This is a genomic window from Chitinophaga sp. 180180018-3 (genome assembly GCF_037893185.1).
Taxonomy (GTDB): Bacteria; Bacteroidota; Bacteroidia; order Chitinophagales; family Chitinophagaceae; genus Chitinophaga.
Genome location: NZ_CP140772.1, coordinates 1102887 through 1119608, shown reverse-complemented (window position 1 = coordinate 1119608; position 16722 = coordinate 1102887). Strand labels below are relative to the sequence as shown.

Below are 16722 nucleotides of genomic sequence, written 5' to 3'. Positions count from 1 at the left end.
TGAGATTGATTTTATATTTGATGGCTCATTAAAACAGTACAAATGACCATTCCCCCGGTTTGACATCAAAATAGAAGTAACCGGCATCTTCCCTTGATGCAGCTGTTAGTTTATTATTCACCTTTATCTTCGACAAATTAGGCCCTATCTTAGGCACGCCTACACAACCCGCCGTATGAGCAGGAACGGACACTGACAGATAAAGCTTATTTTCTTCACACTTCAGGTCCATGATAATATTGCCTTTTACCGTAGGCGCAACGCAGTGTATCTTTTTCAAAACGCCCGGCCGGGGCAGAATGCGGAACGTCTCATAGGCCGGCTTATCCGGCGCAATCCCGGCAACATACTGGCTGAGCAATGTCAATGGGCCGCCGGACCACCCGTGGTTGTAAGATCCTCCGCCATACCCATCCGCGCCAATGCCCCACCCTTCCCAAAGCGTGGTGAGCGGGCTCTGAACCATATTGGCATAGCGCTTCTTCATCCGCGCTAATCCGCCCGCTGCATCTCCCATAATGAAGAACGATTCCAGGATGTACTTCTCCATGTAAGGGCTTGCATGGTATTCGCTTTTCAATACCGCCCTTATTGCGTCATATTTACTGCTGTCCGCTATGCCGGCCACTACGGCCAATGCATTTCCGCGGTCGTCCGTCAAACCCTTATATGTTGGGCTTCTATATGCTGTCCCACTCCAGAACAAGCGGTTGAAATTCTCCTTAATCGACCTCATTGAGGCCTGATACCCGCTTATATCCGAGTGATGCCCCGTAAGCCCGGCCATTTGCACGGCAGCGTCAAGGGCCATGTAATACCATGCGTTCTCTGTCAGCGCCGTGTCTATATTATCGCCCCAATCCATCCAATCCCATCCGCCCGGGCGATGGATAAGCAACCCGTTCTTATCGAAATTCCATAGCTGTAAATATTTTCTGACAGTGGGATATACATAATGGATCATCGCGGTATCCCCTGTATAGCGATAATAATTCCAGAAACCATACCTGCCGGTGGCGGCCAGCATCTGGGCGGGCAACTCCCTGTCCCAGTTGCCCGCAGGAACAGGCGAATACAATACGCTATCCGGCTTTTGCCAATCTACCAGGTTGCGGATGGCCTTCTGGATGGCCAGCTCCCCATTCCTGTCACAGGCATACAGTATCTCTCCCATCAGGATCACCGCATCGCCCCACCACTGCGCACGCTCACGGTCCGGGTCCTGTATAGCATCCCTCAGATTGACATTAAGCGTATAATATGACTTCTCCCAAAGCTTATTGTAAAAGAGGTCATCTGCTATGAAAACGCCTGTTCTTTCAGTTTTATAACGGGTTTCCCGGTATTTCAGATCAAGGATCTTCACTCCTTCCGGAATGGTATAATGCACTTCATGCCCGTTCATATAGCCGAAGGTCTCGAACTCCTGTACCCCTTCTTTAGTGATATACTCGGTTCGCACATTATACTCGCTCCCACCTTTATAGTTATCAGTCCGGATATCTATTTTCAGACCGGCCGGCGCCTCTATTTTCAGGTATGGCGTAATGGTGATGTTCCGGGGCAATCTGGCAATAATGATCCCGCCCTTGCTTTGCTTTGGGATATCAGTGCGGTTATCATATCCTGCCAGGCCTGCATCTTTCCACAGCGGGACAGGCCTTTTCTGCAAGTGATGCCATGGGGCAACAGGCGGCTTCCCGTATGAAACAACATGCGGCCAGGAACGGTCTGAAAAATCCCTCTGTTGCCAGTCCGGCATGTCTTTCCTGGCGTCAAAATGAATATTGAATTCCGGTAAACGGTAATTGGGAAGCGGCGGCGCCGTATTGCCAAAGGCGGCATGCCTTATTGCCCTCCAGCTGGTGTCCGATATGATTGTTTCCCTGCCTGCCATTGCTTCGAATAAAAGCGCTGCTTTACCGCTGCTTTTGTGGCAGAAGCCATCCCGTCCCCAATACCAGGTTAATACGGCAATGGTATTCTTTCCTTTATGCAGGTAGGGCGCCAGATCAACCTGGTCATAATAAGTGTCCTGTGGGTTGGGCCCTCTTTTCAACTGGCCTTCAAATACCACCAGCTTCCCATTTATCCAAAGCCAGTATTTTGAATCCGTGGCTATTTTGGCAGGCACGGTTTCAGGGACTTTTTCAATGAAGCATTCTTTGCGGAAAGCAGTCCATAGGTTAGTATCGCTTGCTACATGGGGCAATCCTATCCATGCTGCCTGCCAGCCTGCAGTCTGCGCAAATCCTGAAAAACTGATCAGCAATACAGCCAGGAATGGAAATGATCTCAATAAATATCTCATTGCTTAATGACTTAGACTATATCAGGCTCAATACAAATGTTGCCGGGCCGGAAACGCCCGTGTTTATGATCAGCATCCCATCTGTTGCCGTCTGCAGTTCCCGCCGCTGCCCGTTTACAGCCAATTGATATTTTGCGCCCGGCCTCAACCCGTAAATGCGGAACCGGTGATTATTGCCGCTTTCTACCGTCCATCGGCAAGCATTGGCCTCCCAGCGATCTACTTCAAGCCGGGTGAAATCATTACGGCCGGCAAGCACTACTAACCTGCAGTGCTCCTTATTTCCAGGGAAAAAGACCAGGTCATTGCCGGATCTCCCAACACCGAAAGCTTCGCTGCTCTTTACGGAAAACCGGGTTGTCTTCATCCGGTAGTCACCAACATGCAACGTAATTTCATAGACCGTATCCCGGAGCGTATACCAGAACCGGGTACCGTTCAATGCCGGGACCATATTCGGCTCCAGCCCCATTCGGTTCCATTTTGGCCGAATGCCGTACACATCGCTGTAAAGCGCCGTAACAGTGGTGCTGATACCCGCCAGGACGTCAGAGCCCTGCCCTGACTGGTCTGCGCGGCTGTAGCGCTGGGACGACAGCCCGTCTTTACGGTACTGTGCAAGGATGTTCCTGATATACTTCAATGCAAGATCTTTGTCGTATTTCACATATGACCGTATGCCCAGGTAACCCCAGGTGGGAAATATATCGCCATTCTCGTACTTTGGAAAGGGCCAGTTACCGGCATCTACTTCTTCCTTCCTAAAGGAATCGAAACAAAGCGGCCAGTGGAAAAGGCCTTCAGCTGCGGTGCGCTGTTCGATGTTGTTAAGGATAATGGCAATGCGTTCACTATCGTCACATATCCCAAAAGCAATAGCGGCGAAATTCACCGGCGTCACCAGGTTATCTCCGTGAACAGCGCCGTCACGATCCCGCCAGTATACATATTGCTTTTTTTCGGGCGACCAAAAACCACCGTCTTCAACGTTCCTGTTGAAAGCCGTTTTCAAGCGGCGCGCCACCTCCGAATAATAGGTCGCTTTCACAGTATCTCCCAGCACCCTGCCGCAATCGCTCCACAGGTTAAGCGCTTCATACAGCTGGGCATTTACAAAAGCATTCTCGAAACTCGCCCATACAATATCTATCCAATCGCTGGCCTTCTGCTCCGAAGTATAATTGTTCATCATCTCGAAAATCCCATTCCCGTTTGAATCCCGCCTGATCAACCAGTCCAGCGCCTTTTCACAGGATCGCTTATGCGAGCGCAGCCAGGCAATGTCTCCGGTTTGCTGGAACTGTTCAGCCGTATTGATCACATAACCGGTTTGGGAATCGATGGTATATCCCCACATAGCTTCATAATACCCGGTGGTTTTGTTGTAAGTGCCGGGTATTTCATCACCAGGCACATTATGCCAGCGCGACAACACGCGGCCATCTTCGCGCATAGCGAGATCCCGCTCCTGGTCAAGCGTTGCGGACAGACTTTTTGTATAGTGCCCGTCATTCAATGCCAGCCCTATCTGCGCAAAGAAAGGCTCGTGCAGGCACTTCCAGTTGGTGAGCCAGCCATTGCCGCCAACAATACGGTTATCCACCACCCCGTACCGGCCCGTTGTATTCAGTAATTCGCGGACAGCCGCCGCATCAATGCCCTGCAGCGTTCCCCGGTCATATTCTTTAAAATAATCAATGTATTCCAGCGTATAACTGACCTTCAGGGTTTCCCTTCTGACCCAGAATGGCGCAAACACATCATGCTTCCCGGCAACAAAGCGGCTAAGCCCGTACCGCTGTCCCAATTCCGTATCTGTGACCAGATGTGCGCAGGTGAACTCGCCGTCTTCATTCCGTGAGTATTTTGCAGCAAGGGGCCGGCTGCAATCCGCTTCCGCAGATATCCTCAGTCCATCGCCGCTACCCCTGTTCCAGAACGTTACCCCGCCGGTATGGACCCCATAGGTATCATAGGGCCTGAAGTATTTACACCAAACCATCCCACCATTGTCCAGTATTCCGCCTTCCCATGTAGAATCACTGGTGAAATTCCACAATGGCATCGCCATGTCCTCCAAGGCCAGGTCACGGCCATAGGTCCTGCTGATGGTCCAGCGGATCTTATCATTCTCCGCGCTGAACTGCCAGGACTCGGTGACATCGCCATAACTTATGCCTGATAACACAAGCCGGTTGCCCTGGCGCATTACTTTTAGGTCCTTCATTTCCCCGCGGGAATCAAAGGTTTCGGCAGCGGTCTGTATGGCCGTGAAAATGCCGGATATTTCAACGGTATTCTTACCATTTACATTCAATGCAGTGATCCTGCAACCCCGGGAATAATCAATCACCAACCCAAGCTTTCCCGTTGCCGTAGCTATTGTAATCTTTTTATCCACCCGGTCATGCACAATCTGACCAGTTACCCTGCGAGAACCGTTTTTCCCGAGAGACAAGATGGGCAATAGCGCCAGGACCAGTATAACAGGTATTGATCTCATATTTGATTGTTAAGCATATCTTGCCGCAAGCAGCTGCTTCATCCAGCAATTGATCTCGTATTGATTTGAAACAGGACGCGTTGTAAACGGAAAACAGGCCATATACGGGTATGGTCCAAACTCGGGGGTGATGGTGGCCCGCTGGTTGCCTGTTTGTTTCATATGGGCTATCCAGCTGTCCCACCATGCAAGATGATGCCGGAGGGCTTCCGCATTTTCCGGCGCACGCGGATCGCTTACCTGCGGGCCTTCCGGGAAACCAACGCGGGCATGCAGATGCCTGCTGTGTTGAATGGCCAGGTTTACGGCTTCCTCCTGGTCTTCCAGGTAACTTTCGGATACGCATACCCAGTGCGACAGATCCAACGCCAGCTCCAAAGACGGGAAAGCCATGAGATAATCCTTTACAATATGTGCGGCAAACGACCATTTGTTCCGGTGGGTTTCATGGATGATCCGCAGGGACGATTCCCGGGCAATCCGGTCGCATAACGCAAAGCAGGCTTCCATTTGCGCCGGGCTGTAATATTCACGCCCGGTCTGGGAAACAATGAACTGCGGTTTTACCTCGCCCGCCTGGTACTCCAGCAGCTCATAAAGATTACGTTCCAATGCGTCAATATAGCGGTCAAAGCTCTTTCCTTCCTGCAATTCCGCATGCTGTAGGACATAAGACAATCCTGTATCCTCCAACGCCCGGACCATGTCCCGATTCCTGTGCCTGTCGCCCAGGGGAAATACTTCTACCCCGGCAAATCCATCGCGTTTTACCTGCCGGGTGAAATCTGGCCAGCTGATCTCTTCAGATCCCCAGCGGGGACAGTAAAAGTCAATTTGCATCACGACTTATAAATGAGTGGTGTTTGTTTGTCATTATTCAAAAGGTCGCCTACTTTCAATGTGCTCACATATTCATCCGGCAGGATGTTGGGTATTCCGTTATAGGTGTTGCCGTCAGGCATGTAGGCGCAGGTCATGGCGCGCCGGAAGCCTGGGGTCATGTTGGCATGCGCGCCGTGGATGGTCAGCCCATTATGGAATGAGCAACTGCCGGCTTTCATCGGGGCTGCATGTGATGGGGCCTGTTTAAATTCCGGGTAAACTTCAAAAATGCCTCCCATATTTTTCCCGATGCCGGCGTTCTCAAAGGTTGTTTTCTTATGCGATCCCGGAATGAAAAACAGGCAGCCGTTTTCCAGCGTGGCGTCATCCAGGGCCACCCAAATGGATAGCGCCCGGCGGTCAGAAAAAGACCAGAAGGGGGTATCCAGGTGCCATGAGGTGGGGTTTGCCCATGGCCGCTTGATCAGGGCCTGGTCATGCCAGATACGGATGCCGTCAACCCCGGCCAGTTCCGCCGCCATCTTACCGATGCGCTCGTCCAGCATTAATTTTCTCACCTCTCCGCTCGTTTGCCAAAGGTTCAGCAGCTGGTCAAAAACATTGTTGAAATAGGCTGCGTCCTCATTGATGCCGTCATCTTCGCCTATATGAATATCCTTTCCCGGCATCTTCAGTCCATTCCTTTCCTTGACGGCCTGGGTAACAGCCTGCCGCCATTGCTCAAGTTCTTCAGCATTCAAAAAATTGTCAATGACAACATAACCGTTCTCCTGGTAAAATCTGGTTTGCCCGCTACTTAACGTGGTGTTCATAATAGGTCCTGATTGGTGAATACTCCTACAAATCTAGGCGCTCAATGCGCGAAAAAAAATGACTAAAGCAAAGCAGTTCTTGCACTTTCTGGCATTTTTCAATAGGTTTGGCCCAACCAATTGGTGCAACACGTCATGGAAAACTACCATAAATACCTGCACATTAGTGAGCTTGAACGTAATTGGGGGTTTTACGTCACCACGGTAGGTTATTGCAAAACAAGTAAGAACGCACGCTACCCGGACACCCGGCAACATCCTACAGATCATGGTTTCTCATGGAACAAGGGACGTATCCTGGACGGTTACTATATTGTATTTATCACCAGCGGCAGTGGTGTAGTTGAATCGGCGGAAACATCCGCGCAGGAGGTCAAAGCTGGTTCCTGTTTCATCCTGTTCCCGGGGGTGTGGCATCGTTACAGGCCAAACCTGCTTGTTGGCTGGGAAGAGTACTGGGTTGGGTTTGACGGGAGCTATCCCCAGCAGGTGATGAATAAATTCTTTAACCCAAAAAAACCATTCATCAATACCGGTCTGAACAAAGAGCTGCTTGCAGCGTTCACACAACTGTTAGGTACAGTGTCCCAGGCGCAGATCGGGTATCCGCAGCTCATTGCCGGGATCACCATGATGATACTGGGTGTGCTGAACAGGACCCAGCTCACGGAAAAAACCGAGAATGATCCCGAATCAGTATGGGTGTCCCAGGCAATCTTCCTCTTGCAGCACCAACTTAACAACAGCGTCAATATTGAAGAACTGGCCGGGCAGTTTCCCATCAGTTATTCCAAGTTCAGGAAAGCCTTTAAACGGCATACCGGGCAATCGCCCAATCAATACCACCTTGGCCTGCGGCTTGATAAAGCGGAGGAGCTACTGAAAAACACTACCCTGAGCATCAAAGAGATCGGCTATCATACCGGCTTTGAATCGCCTTATTATTTCTCCAGATTATTCAAGAAAAAATTCGGGGTATCGCCAAAAGCGTTCCGGGCAAAGTAGCTGGACTTATCCTTATAAGAATATCAGCGGATTATTACCCGTGTTCTCTCCCCTGCAATGATATATTTTATGATTTACATTATCCGGGTGCTGCCGGTTCATAACAAGGTCTGTATTGAAATACCGCATGGTGTAGCCGGTCCTTCTTTTATCGCTTGTATTGGGATTGGCGCCATGGATAATGCGGGAATAATGATTTTGCTTCAGCTCAAACCACACCACCCTGCTTTCGTCAACAGCTGATCTTTTTATCTCTATATTAAATATGCTGTGGTCCGGATCCTATGGCCATTTATGACGCATAAATGTCCTTTACGGATATTTCTTCACTGCTTACTTTTGTATGGAAGATGAAAAAGATTGCATTTATCATACCACCACTCGTAGAGCTGCTGGACCTGGCCGGACCTGCACAGGTTTTCACAGAAGCACGCCTGCAGGGACTAGAGATACAGCTGGATTTCTACACGGTGGAACCAGCGGCTGTCAGCGCAGCTGGGCTACCTTTTGGCAAGCTGGCCATGTACCGGGATGCCCGGCTCCGGGCAGGGGATTTCCTGTTCATTCCGGGCTTCTATTTTGAAGGCCTGAAAAGACGCCATGATATAGAGACACCTTTTTTTCATTGGCTGCAGCATTGTGCGGCGCAACAGGTAAATATCTGCTCGGTTTGTAATGCGGCATTCATCCTCGGCAGCGCCGGGCTGCTGGATAACCGAGAGTGCACCACACACTGGCGGAGCACCGGCCTGTTGCAAACCATGTTCCCTGCTGCCCGCGTACTGACCGATGTCTTATTCGTAAAAAGCGGGAACATCTACACCAGCGCCGGTATCAGCGCAGGGATAGATATGGCCCTGGCTATATTGGAAGAACTGCAGGGACCGTTGTTTGCCTACGAGGTTGCACGGGGCCTGGTGGTGTATCATCGCAGAAGCTCGAGGCACAACCAACAAAGTGTATACCTCAACTACCGGAATCATATCCATCCGAAAATCCACGAGGTGCAGGATTATATGATCGCCCACCTGCACCACGACTTGTCCGTGGAGATGCTGGCCGGCCTGATTAATGTAAGCCCACGGAACCTGACCCGGATATTCAAAGAAGCTACCGGCATCACCATCGTCGGTTACCTGACGCAGCTCCGGCTGGAAAAAGCGCGCACGCTCCGGTATAACCCGGATTACACCGTTAGCTACATCGCGGCCGAATGCGGCTTTAAATCGGCCCGCCAGCTACAGCGAATACTCAAACAATCCAGAGAAAGTGAAAAATAGAAAATTGATCTACGGCACACTGGCGGTTACCGGTCTGCTGGTGGTGTGGCTATTTGAAGCCTGCGCCCCTATTCGTGAATTTATGCATTGGAAACCTTACGAGGGCGCCCATCACTTCAGCTACCCACGACCCGGGTTTGATCCGGCGAAAAAAACAGTAGTATTGGTGGCAGATAACGAAGGCACCGAAATATTCGATCTGATGGCGCCTTATTATCTCTTTCATGCCACCGGGAAAGCCAATGTATACGTAGTAGCAGAAAAAAAGCAACCGGTGATCATGAGAAAAGGCTGCTTCCTGCTTCCCCATTTCTCGTTCGCGGAATTCGACTCCTCCGGCATCCGGGCCGATGTGGTGGTGATCCCCAATCTTTCTGCCATGGATGCCCGGCACCAAAGTCCTGTCATTATCCACTGGATACAACAACATTATACCGATTCAACCGTGGTATTGTCTGTTTGCGATGGCGCGCTCACAGCCGCTGCCACCGGCATCTACGATGGAAAGCCACTTACCACCCACGCATCGGACTATAAAGCCATCCGGCAGCAATACAGCAAGCCTTTATGGGTGAACAACACGCGCATCACCCACAGCGGTAATCTCTTCAGTACTGCCGGCGTTTCCAATGCCACGGATGGAAGTCTTGCTGTAATCAGTGCATTATTCGGATCAGCCACCAAAGCACAGGTCATGGAAAAGATTCACTTCACGCCGGAGCAAACAGCCCACCAGAGCATTCCTGTGGGCTTCTCTCATAAGCTCACTATCGGACGAAAAGTACTTTTCAGCAAAAACAAACATATAGGCGTATTACTGCAAAACGGCGCCAATGAGCTGGAGCTGGCAGCAGTACTCGATACCTATAATAGGACTTTCCCCCGGTCCATCGAAAGTTTTGTATTAACCGGCAACAGTATTACCACCGGCTATGGTCTTGTGCTGCTGCCTACGGCCAGCCTGCATCAAGCTCACCTCAATGAACTGCATGTACTGCGGCCTGCTGATATGAAGGGTTATGCCGGCGATGCGGAAATAGTTTCCTATCCGCAGCCGGGAGAACAATATATCATAGATCAATGTCTTCACCGGATCCATGAACAATACGGTAAAAAATACACCGCTGTCGTAAGGCTTTTATTGGATTATAATTAGCCTGCTTCTTCCCAGGGCCACTGGGCATAGGCTTTTTTTAACAACGCCAATGCGTCGTTATCTGTCTCAAAATAAAAATCATCAATACGGCAAATAGGGTGGGCAGTAGCTATGGAGTTCATCAGGAAAGCAAACTTGTACTGGTGCAGGGCCGATTTATGGATGGGTTTTACCTGGAACGGCACATCGAGGCGTTCCAGACCACCGGTGATCAGCTGCAACATAATTCCATTCAACGCCGGGGCTGCGGGGAAAACGAAAGAATACCCATCGAAGAAACCGATATTCCAGATAGAGCCCTCAGACACTTCACCGGAAGCTGTTGTATACAACACATCATCGAATCCGGCCTGCTGGATCCGGCGTTTGTAATACATCAAACCAGTGGCAATACCGGCGTGTTTTACCTGTGGTAAAAAGCGTTCAAACACAGCAGTGCCGGCCGATACCGGCGGGGCCTGTAGTTCGGCCGGTTTGGTTTTGATAACCAATACCTGCAGATCCGCGGGCCTTATACTGCCGGGGTAGGCGGCGGTAGAAAAGACATGCACCCTGAGGCTGCAGGATTCGCCCGGGAATATCATGTGGCGGATATACCCAAGAATCGTATCATCGTCGACACTACAGCCAAAAAGTAACATAGATGAGGACGACAAACGCCGCAGGTGCAGCCGTTTGCCTTTTATTTTCCCATTCCTGCACTGCATAGCGGTGAAATGTCCTGAATTCAATGCTGCAGTAATGGACAGGTCGGTCAGCTGTATTGGCTGTCCGTTCAATTCCTGCTGATAAGGGGTGATAGGTGCCATATCCTTTCAATTACTTATGCCTTGCGTAATTTTCCCGGCGCTACTCCATACTTTTTCCTGAATGCTTTGCTGAAATGTTGTATGGAAGAATAACCGAGCATATATGCTATCTCGCTTATCGTCTTCTCCCGGTCGAGCAGGTATGTTCTCGCCAGTTCGAAACGCTTCTCTAATTGAAAACCCATATTGCCTTTTTTACAAATCTAACTCCTTTTAGTATAAATCTGATTCCTGATTGTATAACCGGGTTAACACCGGTTTGGAAGAAATTTATGCTATAAAAAACAACACATATGAACACTTATTTGTTAAGCCTGTTTGCACACCTGCTGGGATTCTCCATGCTCGCCGGCACCATTATAGCCATCGTTTTTACCAGCAGGCAATTCTGGAAAACCGCTGCTATCGACAAAATGAAAGCCGCCGCCATGCTGGAGGGAGGCGCTGCATTTCCTATCATCATGGGGGTGGGCATGTTGTTGTTGATACCATCGGGCATGTTGCTGCTCAGGATTAACCATGGTACATTTGCGGAACAAACCTGGTTCAGGATCAAAATGTTGCTGATGGTGCTATTGATAATTAATGGATTTATAGGTAGACGGATAATGGGCAGGGCTGTTCCGCTGGTAATATCACCACAGGCAGATGTGGAAAAACTTGGTGTACTCAAAACCAGGGTGACGTGGCTGAATGTTCTTCAGCTGGCGATATTACTGACCGTGCTTATACTGGCGGTATTTAAATTCAACTGATCTGTTATTCAGATAAACGCGATTGGCTACCCGATTGCAAGCCTGCCCGTAAGATCTAAGTTCAGCTGATCTATTCTTTCGGGGGCGCTTCCTGGGCCATTTCCCGAAGCGAAAGCCAGCCTGTGGGGCTGCTTTCATCTTTGACGTATACCACCATCGAGCGTCCCCGGGAGATAGTAGGAGCGCCCCCGGATTTAGGTGTTACCTTAATTTCAAAAATGGAAGTTTCAATGGCTGTTGTTCCGGTGATAACAGAACTTTCCACTTCATTCCCGATGAATTCCATGGTAGCATTGGCAAACATCTGCCGCAATCCTTTGGTCAGTTCTGTCCGTCCGTTTACGACGTTCTTTCCGCCGAAATACTTGACTACATCCGGGTGATGCAGGGCAGTTATGGCCGCCACATCGCCACGGGCAAAAGCATCGCGTATGGCAGCAGTTGCCTTGTTGAGCGACGCTCTGTCGGCAGCTGTCTGAGCCAACACGGCTGTTCCGAAAAAAAACTGGCAGCATAGCAATGCTGATAAAGCTATTTTCATCATAGCGATCACTTTTTTGTTCGTTGCTTATACGCCTTCACGGCTTCCTCCAGCAATTGCAGCAGCGCCGGTTGCGCCAGGTCGTCTGCGGACCGGATGGCTGCATATGCATGCACCTTACCCGATCCGCTCAGCAGCCCGCCGGGGTCAGGCAATTCGCGGCCTTTGTAGAAACCCAGCTTAATCCCTTTCTTAGAGGGGATAATGGTGCAGATCATCTGCGTATAGCCGGTACCGTAGCCATACCCGACAACACGGGCGGCCGCATCGGGGAACTCGACGATTCCCGGGAGGTGCCGGAGCAGGAAAGCGCGTAATTCCATGCCCAGAGTACCGACGGCATCGTCGTATTGCGCAAGCAGCTGTGTGGCGGTAAAAGTCATTTCCATCAAATGTACGCATTTCCCGTTCTTCCGGCGCACACTTCAGGAAGACTGATTATCAGCAGCTTACATTGCTTCTTTCCATCTCCCGAAAAAAACAATCACCTTTTATACCAAATGGTATATTTTTATCTTCAGAAAAACGGCGGATATGAACAAGGCAGAAAAAACGAGACAGTTTATAGTGGAGAAAACCGCTCCTGTTTTCAATGAAAAAGGGTATTCGGGCACTTCGCTGACAGATATGACAAACGCCACAGGTTTAACCAAAGGCAGTATATACGGCAACTTCGCGAATAAAGACGAAGTAGCGCTGGCCTGCCTGGATCACAACCTGCGGAAAGTGAGCAGCATCGTACGGCAGGAAATGGAACGCAAAACCACGTGCCGGGAAAAGCTAATGGTATACGTACATGTCTACAATAATTTCCTGAAACAGCCCTTTCCGCAGGGTGGCTGCCCTATCCTGAATACGGCAGTGGAGGCCGACGATACACATCCGTTGCTGAAACAAAAAAGTGCAGATGCATTGATGCATTGGAAGAAAACCATTACAGATCTTGTGGAGAAGGGAATTGCTGATGGTGAATTCAGTGCTGATGCTGACGCGGAACAAATTGCGCTGACGATGATTGCCACCATTGAAGGGTGTATTATGATTACGAAACTGACTGGTAAGGCGCATTATCGTAACCAGATCATGCAGTCTGTGGAAAAAATGATAAGGGAATTATAGGTAATTTTTTACGTTGATTCGTGAACGCAAATAGATTGCGTATCTCTCAGATAATTTGCATGAGAATTTGCTACAGCAAACAACTTTTATACGTGATGGTAAAATTGTTTTTTGGAATGGCAGGAAATTCATAAACCAGTAACCATGAAAATGATAGACAATATTCTGGAAGCCAATAAATTACTACAGAACTATAAAGGAGCACACGCAAAAATTTTTATGTTTAGTCCAACTTTTGGAAGGATGGCAGTAAAATTAATCGCTAAAAATGTTTCAAAAGTTGTGTATATAGTTGGAGTTAACTGTGAACATATAGTTGGCAATTTTAGCTTTGATCAGGCCTGCTTCGAAATTGAGCGCAATGGAGAGACTACCGAAATCATCGACAAACAGGCCGGATTTAAATTAACTACATCTGGTGGATTCACTGTTCTGGAGGGAAAAGAAGAAGAGTTTGGAACAACATTCAATGATTTTATAGTTAGCTGGGACAATCTGGAAGAATAAATCATCCACTTTATTCCTGCTTAGTTTGCCGCTGTTGTTACTCGCCGGCAGGAAGAAAGCAGCCCTGGTAATGCTGAATCACTAATTACTTTACAAGCGGTAACCCCCAGGGCCGTAAAAAAGGTATATTGTAAGAAAAAAATGCAACGCCTCCTCTTCTTTACGATACTCATCTTTACCGCCTTCCGCGCCGGAGCGCAAACAACAGAAGATTCTGTCAAAACCGCTGTCAGCAACCTGTTTAATGCCATGCGCCAAGCCGACAGTGCTGCAGCTGCTGCCTGCTTTGCGCCGGGCGCTATGTTACAATCCATTTCAGGCCGCCCCGGCAACGATGCCGTACATAATACCACCGCTGCTGAATTTGCCAACATCGTTGCCAGGTTCCCGTCTCAGGCAGTTGACGAACGGATTGCATTTGCACATATCGTTGTAGACGACCGGCTGGCCAGCGTATGGGCCCCTTACCGCCTCTACTTCAAAGGAACATTTTCTCATTGCGGCGTGGATGCTTTTCAACTGGTGCGGATAGAGGGTGTATGGAAGATCCAGTATATCATTGATACCCGGCGCAAGGATAATTGCGTGGAAGAAGCAGCCGTGAAATAACCCCATTATTTTCTCCCCTTTTGAAAGAATCCGGCAGATAGATTTTTTAATCTATATTTGCACCGTTAAATCCGCCGCCTGCATAAGCCGGGGGACTAGACAAGAAAGTACAATGGTTCGGATTCAATCTCCCTGATTTAATCCGATTAAAAGGGAACACAGGTGCAAATCCTGGACAGTCCCGCTGCTGTAAGTCTCGCTAAATGCCAGGGCCATACACAAGACCACTGTTGAACATTCAATGGGAAGGTCGCCCGAAGCAGAGATAAGTCAGAATACCTGCCACAGTACTCGTTTTTGAGCTTTCGTGGAATGAAGCTTAGGAATAAATTCAACCAACGGGCGAGTCCTGTCAATTGTCTGCTTCCTATATTTTTTTCTTATTGCGAAAGCTGTTGATGAAATATTAACAGGTAACAATATGCGTTTCAATGAACGAACCTGTTCAGGAACAGACCTATGTCTGTACCTGGTACTGGTTATCTGCTGTTTTCCACTGACGCTCAGCGCACAGGAAAACAACAGGCACAATGGTGCAGATACCACCCGCAGCCGAAACCTGCGCGAGGTATCAGTAACAGCGCCCCGCAGTACCGGCGAGGTAAGCCCCGGGCAGAAGATGCAGGCTACTGAGATCTCCCGGCTCGGCACCCACTCCGTAGCGGACGCCATACGCTTCTTCTCCGGCGCGCAGATTAAGGACTACGGCGGCATAGGCGGCCTGAAAACAGTGGATATACGCAGCATGGGCACTAACCAGGTGGGCGTATTCTACGACGGTATACAGCTGGGAAATGCACAAAACGGGCAGGTAGACCTGGGCCGTTTCTCACTCGATAACATGGAGGAAATTGCTTTATACAACGGACAAAAAAGCAATATATTCCAGCCTGCCAAAGACTTCGGCTCTGCCGGTTCCATCTATCTCACTACGCTTAAACCTAAGTTTGCACCCGACGAAACCCGCCACCTGCGCGGAACTATCAAAACAGGATCCTTTGGCCTCTTCAATCCGTCGGCACTCTGGCAACAGAAAATCAACGATAAAGTAGCCGCTACTTTCAGCGAGGAATGGACCCATGCCACCGGCCGCTATAAATTCGTATATCAGAAAGTAGATACTAACCGTCATGTAGCATATGATACCAGTGCCTACCGTACCAATAACGATATCAATGCAGTGCGACTGGAAGCAGGCCTGAATGGCGTAATGAACGGAGGAGAATGGGATGCGAAGGTGTATTATTATCAATCAGAACGGGGACTACCAGGGTTCGTTGTCAACAACAAATTTGGCCATACAGACCGGCTCTGGGACCGGAATTTCTTCGCACAGGGCTCCTACCGGAAGGATATCACGAAACAATACAGCCTGATGCTGAAAGGCAAATACGCCTACGACTATACGCGCTTCCTGGCGCCGGATACCACCCGCTTTTATACAGACAACCACTACTACCAATATGAAACATATTTCTCTATGGCGCATCAGTATGCGCTCACCAATTGGTGGACGGTAGCTCTTTCCGGCGACTTTCAGTGGAATAAACTGAATGCCGACCTGAAAGAATTTACTTATCCTACAAGATATACGACCCTGGCGGCAGCCGCTACGGCAGTGAATTTCAGCCGGCTGAGCGCACAAGCCAGTATCCTCGGTACTTTCGTAAGTGAAAAGGTAAAACAGAATGGCGCTCCTCCCTATCGCCAGGAATTTACACCCGCCATATTTGTTTCCTGGCAGCCCACCGCTTCTCCTGCCTTTAAGCTGCGCGCCTTTTACAAGCGGATCTTCAGGATGCCCACCTTCAATGATCTCTATTATACAGAAATCGGCAACCGCTATCTGAAGCCGGAATTCGCTACCCAATATAACGCCGGCTTTACCTGGACCCGGTCGTTTACAGATAAATGGCTCACCGAAGCTGGTCTCGAAACAGATGCTTACTACAACGAAGTGATAGATAAAATAGTCGCTAATCCCGGAAGCAACCAGGTATTATGGACTATGATGAACCTGGGCAAAGTAAAAATCAGGGGCATCGATGTAAAAGGTAAAGCAGTATGGCAGTTTGGGGAAACGTTACATATTACTTCCCGGCTCACTTATACCTTCCAGCGTGCACAGGATTATTCAGAACCGGATAAGCCTTTTTATAAAAACCAGATCATGTATATCCCGCGCCATAGCGGCTCCCTGATACTGGCGGCCGATTACCATCAGTGGGAAGCCAATTACAGTTTTATTTATACGGGAGAAAGATACAATGGCAAGGAGAATATACCGGCAAACTATGTGCAGCCCTGGTATACACACGACATCTCCCTCGGCAGACAATTCAGTTATAAACATACCCGGTTCCATCTGACAGCACAGGTGAATAACCTCGCCAACCAGTTCTTTGAAGTAGTGATCAGCTACCCGATGCCTGGCAGGAACTACCGGTTCATACTAACAGTAAACATATAAAT

The 16722-nt window shown here is 49.3% G+C and carries 17 protein-coding genes and 1 riboswitch; of the genes, 9 read left to right on the top strand and 8 right to left on the bottom strand.

Translation table 11 applies throughout. The features are described 5' to 3' along the window. Positions 1-28: 28 nt before the first annotated feature. From UNH61_RS04565 to UNH61_RS04550, 4 genes are read right to left on the bottom strand one after another with little or no spacing between them, the layout of a single operon-like run. The gene (locus UNH61_RS04565; protein WP_326990938.1) at positions 29-2311 is read right to left on the bottom strand and encodes an alpha-L-rhamnosidase C-terminal domain-containing protein; all 2283 of its coding nucleotides are present in this window, start codon (positions 2309-2311) and stop codon (positions 29-31) included. 16 nt (positions 2312-2327) lie between these two features. Continuing rightward, positions 2328-4814 carry a hypothetical protein gene (locus UNH61_RS04560; RefSeq protein WP_326990937.1) on the bottom strand — a complete coding sequence of 829 codons (2487 nt, stop codon included), beginning with the start codon at positions 4812-4814 and terminating at the stop codon, positions 2328-2330. Positions 4815-4823: 9 nt separating this feature from the next. After that, positions 4824-5654: a sugar phosphate isomerase/epimerase gene (locus tag UNH61_RS04555; RefSeq protein WP_326990936.1), complete on the bottom strand. Its 831-nt coding sequence runs from the start codon at positions 5652-5654 to the stop codon at positions 4824-4826. Further along, positions 5654-6469, bottom strand: coding sequence for a phytanoyl-CoA dioxygenase family protein (locus UNH61_RS04550; protein ID WP_326990935.1), 816 nt, complete (start codon positions 6467-6469; stop codon positions 5654-5656). The genes UNH61_RS04555 and UNH61_RS04550 overlap by 1 nt, the downstream gene beginning before the upstream one ends. A gap of 135 nt (positions 6470-6604) precedes the next feature. Here UNH61_RS04550 and UNH61_RS04545 point away from each other — a divergent pair, with 135 nt between their 5' ends. The 4 genes from UNH61_RS04545 to UNH61_RS04530 all read left to right on the top strand — a co-directional run bounded on the left by UNH61_RS04545 (position 6605) and on the right by UNH61_RS04530 (position 9910). Continuing rightward, on the top strand, positions 6605-7474 hold the full coding sequence (locus UNH61_RS04545) for an AraC family transcriptional regulator (RefSeq protein ID WP_326990934.1): 870 nt from the start codon (positions 6605-6607) through the stop codon (positions 7472-7474). Between the two features lie 69 nt (positions 7475-7543). Continuing rightward, a complete protein-coding gene (locus UNH61_RS04540; protein WP_339071612.1) occupies positions 7544-7717 on the top strand; it encodes a hypothetical protein in 174 nt (57 codons plus the stop codon). A 107-nt stretch (positions 7718-7824) separates the two neighbouring features. Further along, positions 7825-8754: a DJ-1/PfpI family protein gene (locus UNH61_RS04535; protein ID WP_326990933.1), complete on the top strand. Its 930-nt coding sequence runs from the start codon at positions 7825-7827 to the stop codon at positions 8752-8754. Continuing rightward, positions 8744-9910: a DJ-1/PfpI family protein gene (locus tag UNH61_RS04530; protein WP_326990932.1), complete on the top strand. Its 1167-nt coding sequence runs from the start codon at positions 8744-8746 to the stop codon at positions 9908-9910. Before UNH61_RS04535 ends, UNH61_RS04530 begins: the two co-directional genes overlap by 11 nt. On the opposite strand, the gene UNH61_RS04525 is transcribed toward UNH61_RS04530, so the two are convergent. Both UNH61_RS04525 and UNH61_RS04520 read right to left on the bottom strand, forming a co-directional pair. Further along, the gene (locus UNH61_RS04525) at positions 9907-10719 is read right to left on the bottom strand and encodes an aminotransferase class IV (RefSeq protein ID WP_326990931.1); all 813 of its coding nucleotides are present in this window, start codon (positions 10717-10719) and stop codon (positions 9907-9909) included. The genes UNH61_RS04530 and UNH61_RS04525 overlap by 4 nt on opposite strands. A 14-nt stretch (positions 10720-10733) precedes the next feature. Beyond that, a complete protein-coding gene (locus UNH61_RS04520; protein WP_326990930.1) occupies positions 10734-10904 on the bottom strand; it encodes a helix-turn-helix domain-containing protein in 171 nt (56 codons plus the stop codon). Between the two features lie 108 nt (positions 10905-11012). Between UNH61_RS04520 and UNH61_RS04515 the strand changes: the two genes are divergently transcribed. Beyond that, a complete protein-coding gene (locus tag UNH61_RS04515; RefSeq protein ID WP_326990929.1) occupies positions 11013-11474 on the top strand; it encodes a hypothetical protein in 462 nt (153 codons plus the stop codon). A 70-nt stretch (positions 11475-11544) separates the two neighbouring features. Here UNH61_RS04515 and UNH61_RS04510 read toward each other — a convergent pair whose 3' ends face one another. Both UNH61_RS04510 and UNH61_RS04505 read right to left on the bottom strand, forming a co-directional pair. Beyond that, positions 11545-12018, bottom strand: coding sequence for a nuclear transport factor 2 family protein (locus tag UNH61_RS04510; RefSeq protein WP_326990928.1), 474 nt, complete (start codon positions 12016-12018; stop codon positions 11545-11547). Positions 12019-12023: 5 nt separating this feature from the next. Then, a complete protein-coding gene (locus tag UNH61_RS04505) occupies positions 12024-12404 on the bottom strand; it encodes a DUF1801 domain-containing protein (RefSeq protein WP_326990927.1) in 381 nt (126 codons plus the stop codon). A 145-nt stretch (positions 12405-12549) separates the two neighbouring features. On the opposite strand from UNH61_RS04505, the gene UNH61_RS04500 reads away from it, so the two are divergent. From UNH61_RS04500 to UNH61_RS04485, 4 genes are all read left to right on the top strand, one after another. Then, on the top strand, positions 12550-13134 hold the full coding sequence (locus tag UNH61_RS04500) for a TetR/AcrR family transcriptional regulator (protein ID WP_326990926.1): 585 nt from the start codon (positions 12550-12552) through the stop codon (positions 13132-13134). Positions 13135-13278: 144 nt separating this feature from the next. Then, positions 13279-13641 (top strand): hypothetical protein, encoded by a 363-nt coding sequence (locus UNH61_RS04495; RefSeq protein ID WP_326990925.1) that lies wholly within the window; start codon positions 13279-13281, stop codon positions 13639-13641. Between the two features lie 141 nt (positions 13642-13782). Beyond that, positions 13783-14250, top strand: a complete 468-nt coding sequence (locus UNH61_RS04490; RefSeq protein WP_326990924.1) for a nuclear transport factor 2 family protein — start codon at positions 13783-13785, stop codon at positions 14248-14250. A 96-nt stretch (positions 14251-14346) separates the two neighbouring features. Continuing rightward, positions 14347-14552, top strand: a riboswitch (cobalamin riboswitch). Between the two features lie 119 nt (positions 14553-14671). After that, positions 14672-16720: a TonB-dependent receptor gene (locus tag UNH61_RS04485; RefSeq protein ID WP_326990923.1), complete on the top strand. Its 2049-nt coding sequence runs from the start codon at positions 14672-14674 to the stop codon at positions 16718-16720. The last annotated feature ends 2 nt before the right edge of the window (positions 16721-16722 follow it).

Bases quoted from the DNA above. Each gene is read 5' to 3' on its own strand.
- UNH61_RS04485 (WP_326990923.1), top strand. From the start codon at position 14,672: ATGCGTTTCAATGAACGAACCTGTTCAGGAACAGACCTATGTCTGTAC.
- UNH61_RS04550 (WP_326990935.1), bottom strand. From the start codon at position 6,469: ATGAACACCACGTTAAGTAGCGGGCAAACCAGATTTTACCAGGAGAAC.
- UNH61_RS04565 (WP_326990938.1), bottom strand. From the start codon at position 2,311: ATGAGATATTTATTGAGATCATTTCCATTCCTGGCTGTATTGCTGATC.
- UNH61_RS04500 (WP_326990926.1), top strand. From the start codon at position 12,550: ATGAACAAGGCAGAAAAAACGAGACAGTTTATAGTGGAGAAAACCGCT.
- UNH61_RS04545 (WP_326990934.1), top strand. From the start codon at position 6,605: ATGGAAAACTACCATAAATACCTGCACATTAGTGAGCTTGAACGTAAT.
- UNH61_RS04515 (WP_326990929.1), top strand. From the start codon at position 11,013: ATGAACACTTATTTGTTAAGCCTGTTTGCACACCTGCTGGGATTCTCC.
- UNH61_RS04525 (WP_326990931.1), bottom strand. From the start codon at position 10,719: ATGGCACCTATCACCCCTTATCAGCAGGAATTGAACGGACAGCCAATA.
- UNH61_RS04490 (WP_326990924.1), top strand. From the start codon at position 13,783: ATGCAACGCCTCCTCTTCTTTACGATACTCATCTTTACCGCCTTCCGC.
- UNH61_RS04520 (WP_326990930.1), bottom strand. From the start codon at position 10,904: ATGGGTTTTCAATTAGAGAAGCGTTTCGAACTGGCGAGAACATACCTG.
- UNH61_RS04510 (WP_326990928.1), bottom strand. From the start codon at position 12,018: ATGATGAAAATAGCTTTATCAGCATTGCTATGCTGCCAGTTTTTTTTC.
- UNH61_RS04560 (WP_326990937.1), bottom strand. From the start codon at position 4,814: ATGAGATCAATACCTGTTATACTGGTCCTGGCGCTATTGCCCATCTTG.
- UNH61_RS04505 (WP_326990927.1), bottom strand. From the start codon at position 12,404: ATGGAAATGACTTTTACCGCCACACAGCTGCTTGCGCAATACGACGAT.
- UNH61_RS04535 (WP_326990933.1), top strand. From the start codon at position 7,825: ATGAAAAAGATTGCATTTATCATACCACCACTCGTAGAGCTGCTGGAC.
- UNH61_RS04540 (WP_339071612.1), top strand. From the start codon at position 7,544: ATGATTTACATTATCCGGGTGCTGCCGGTTCATAACAAGGTCTGTATT.
- UNH61_RS04555 (WP_326990936.1), bottom strand. From the start codon at position 5,654: ATGCAAATTGACTTTTACTGTCCCCGCTGGGGATCTGAAGAGATCAGC.
- UNH61_RS04495 (WP_326990925.1), top strand. From the start codon at position 13,279: ATGAAAATGATAGACAATATTCTGGAAGCCAATAAATTACTACAGAAC.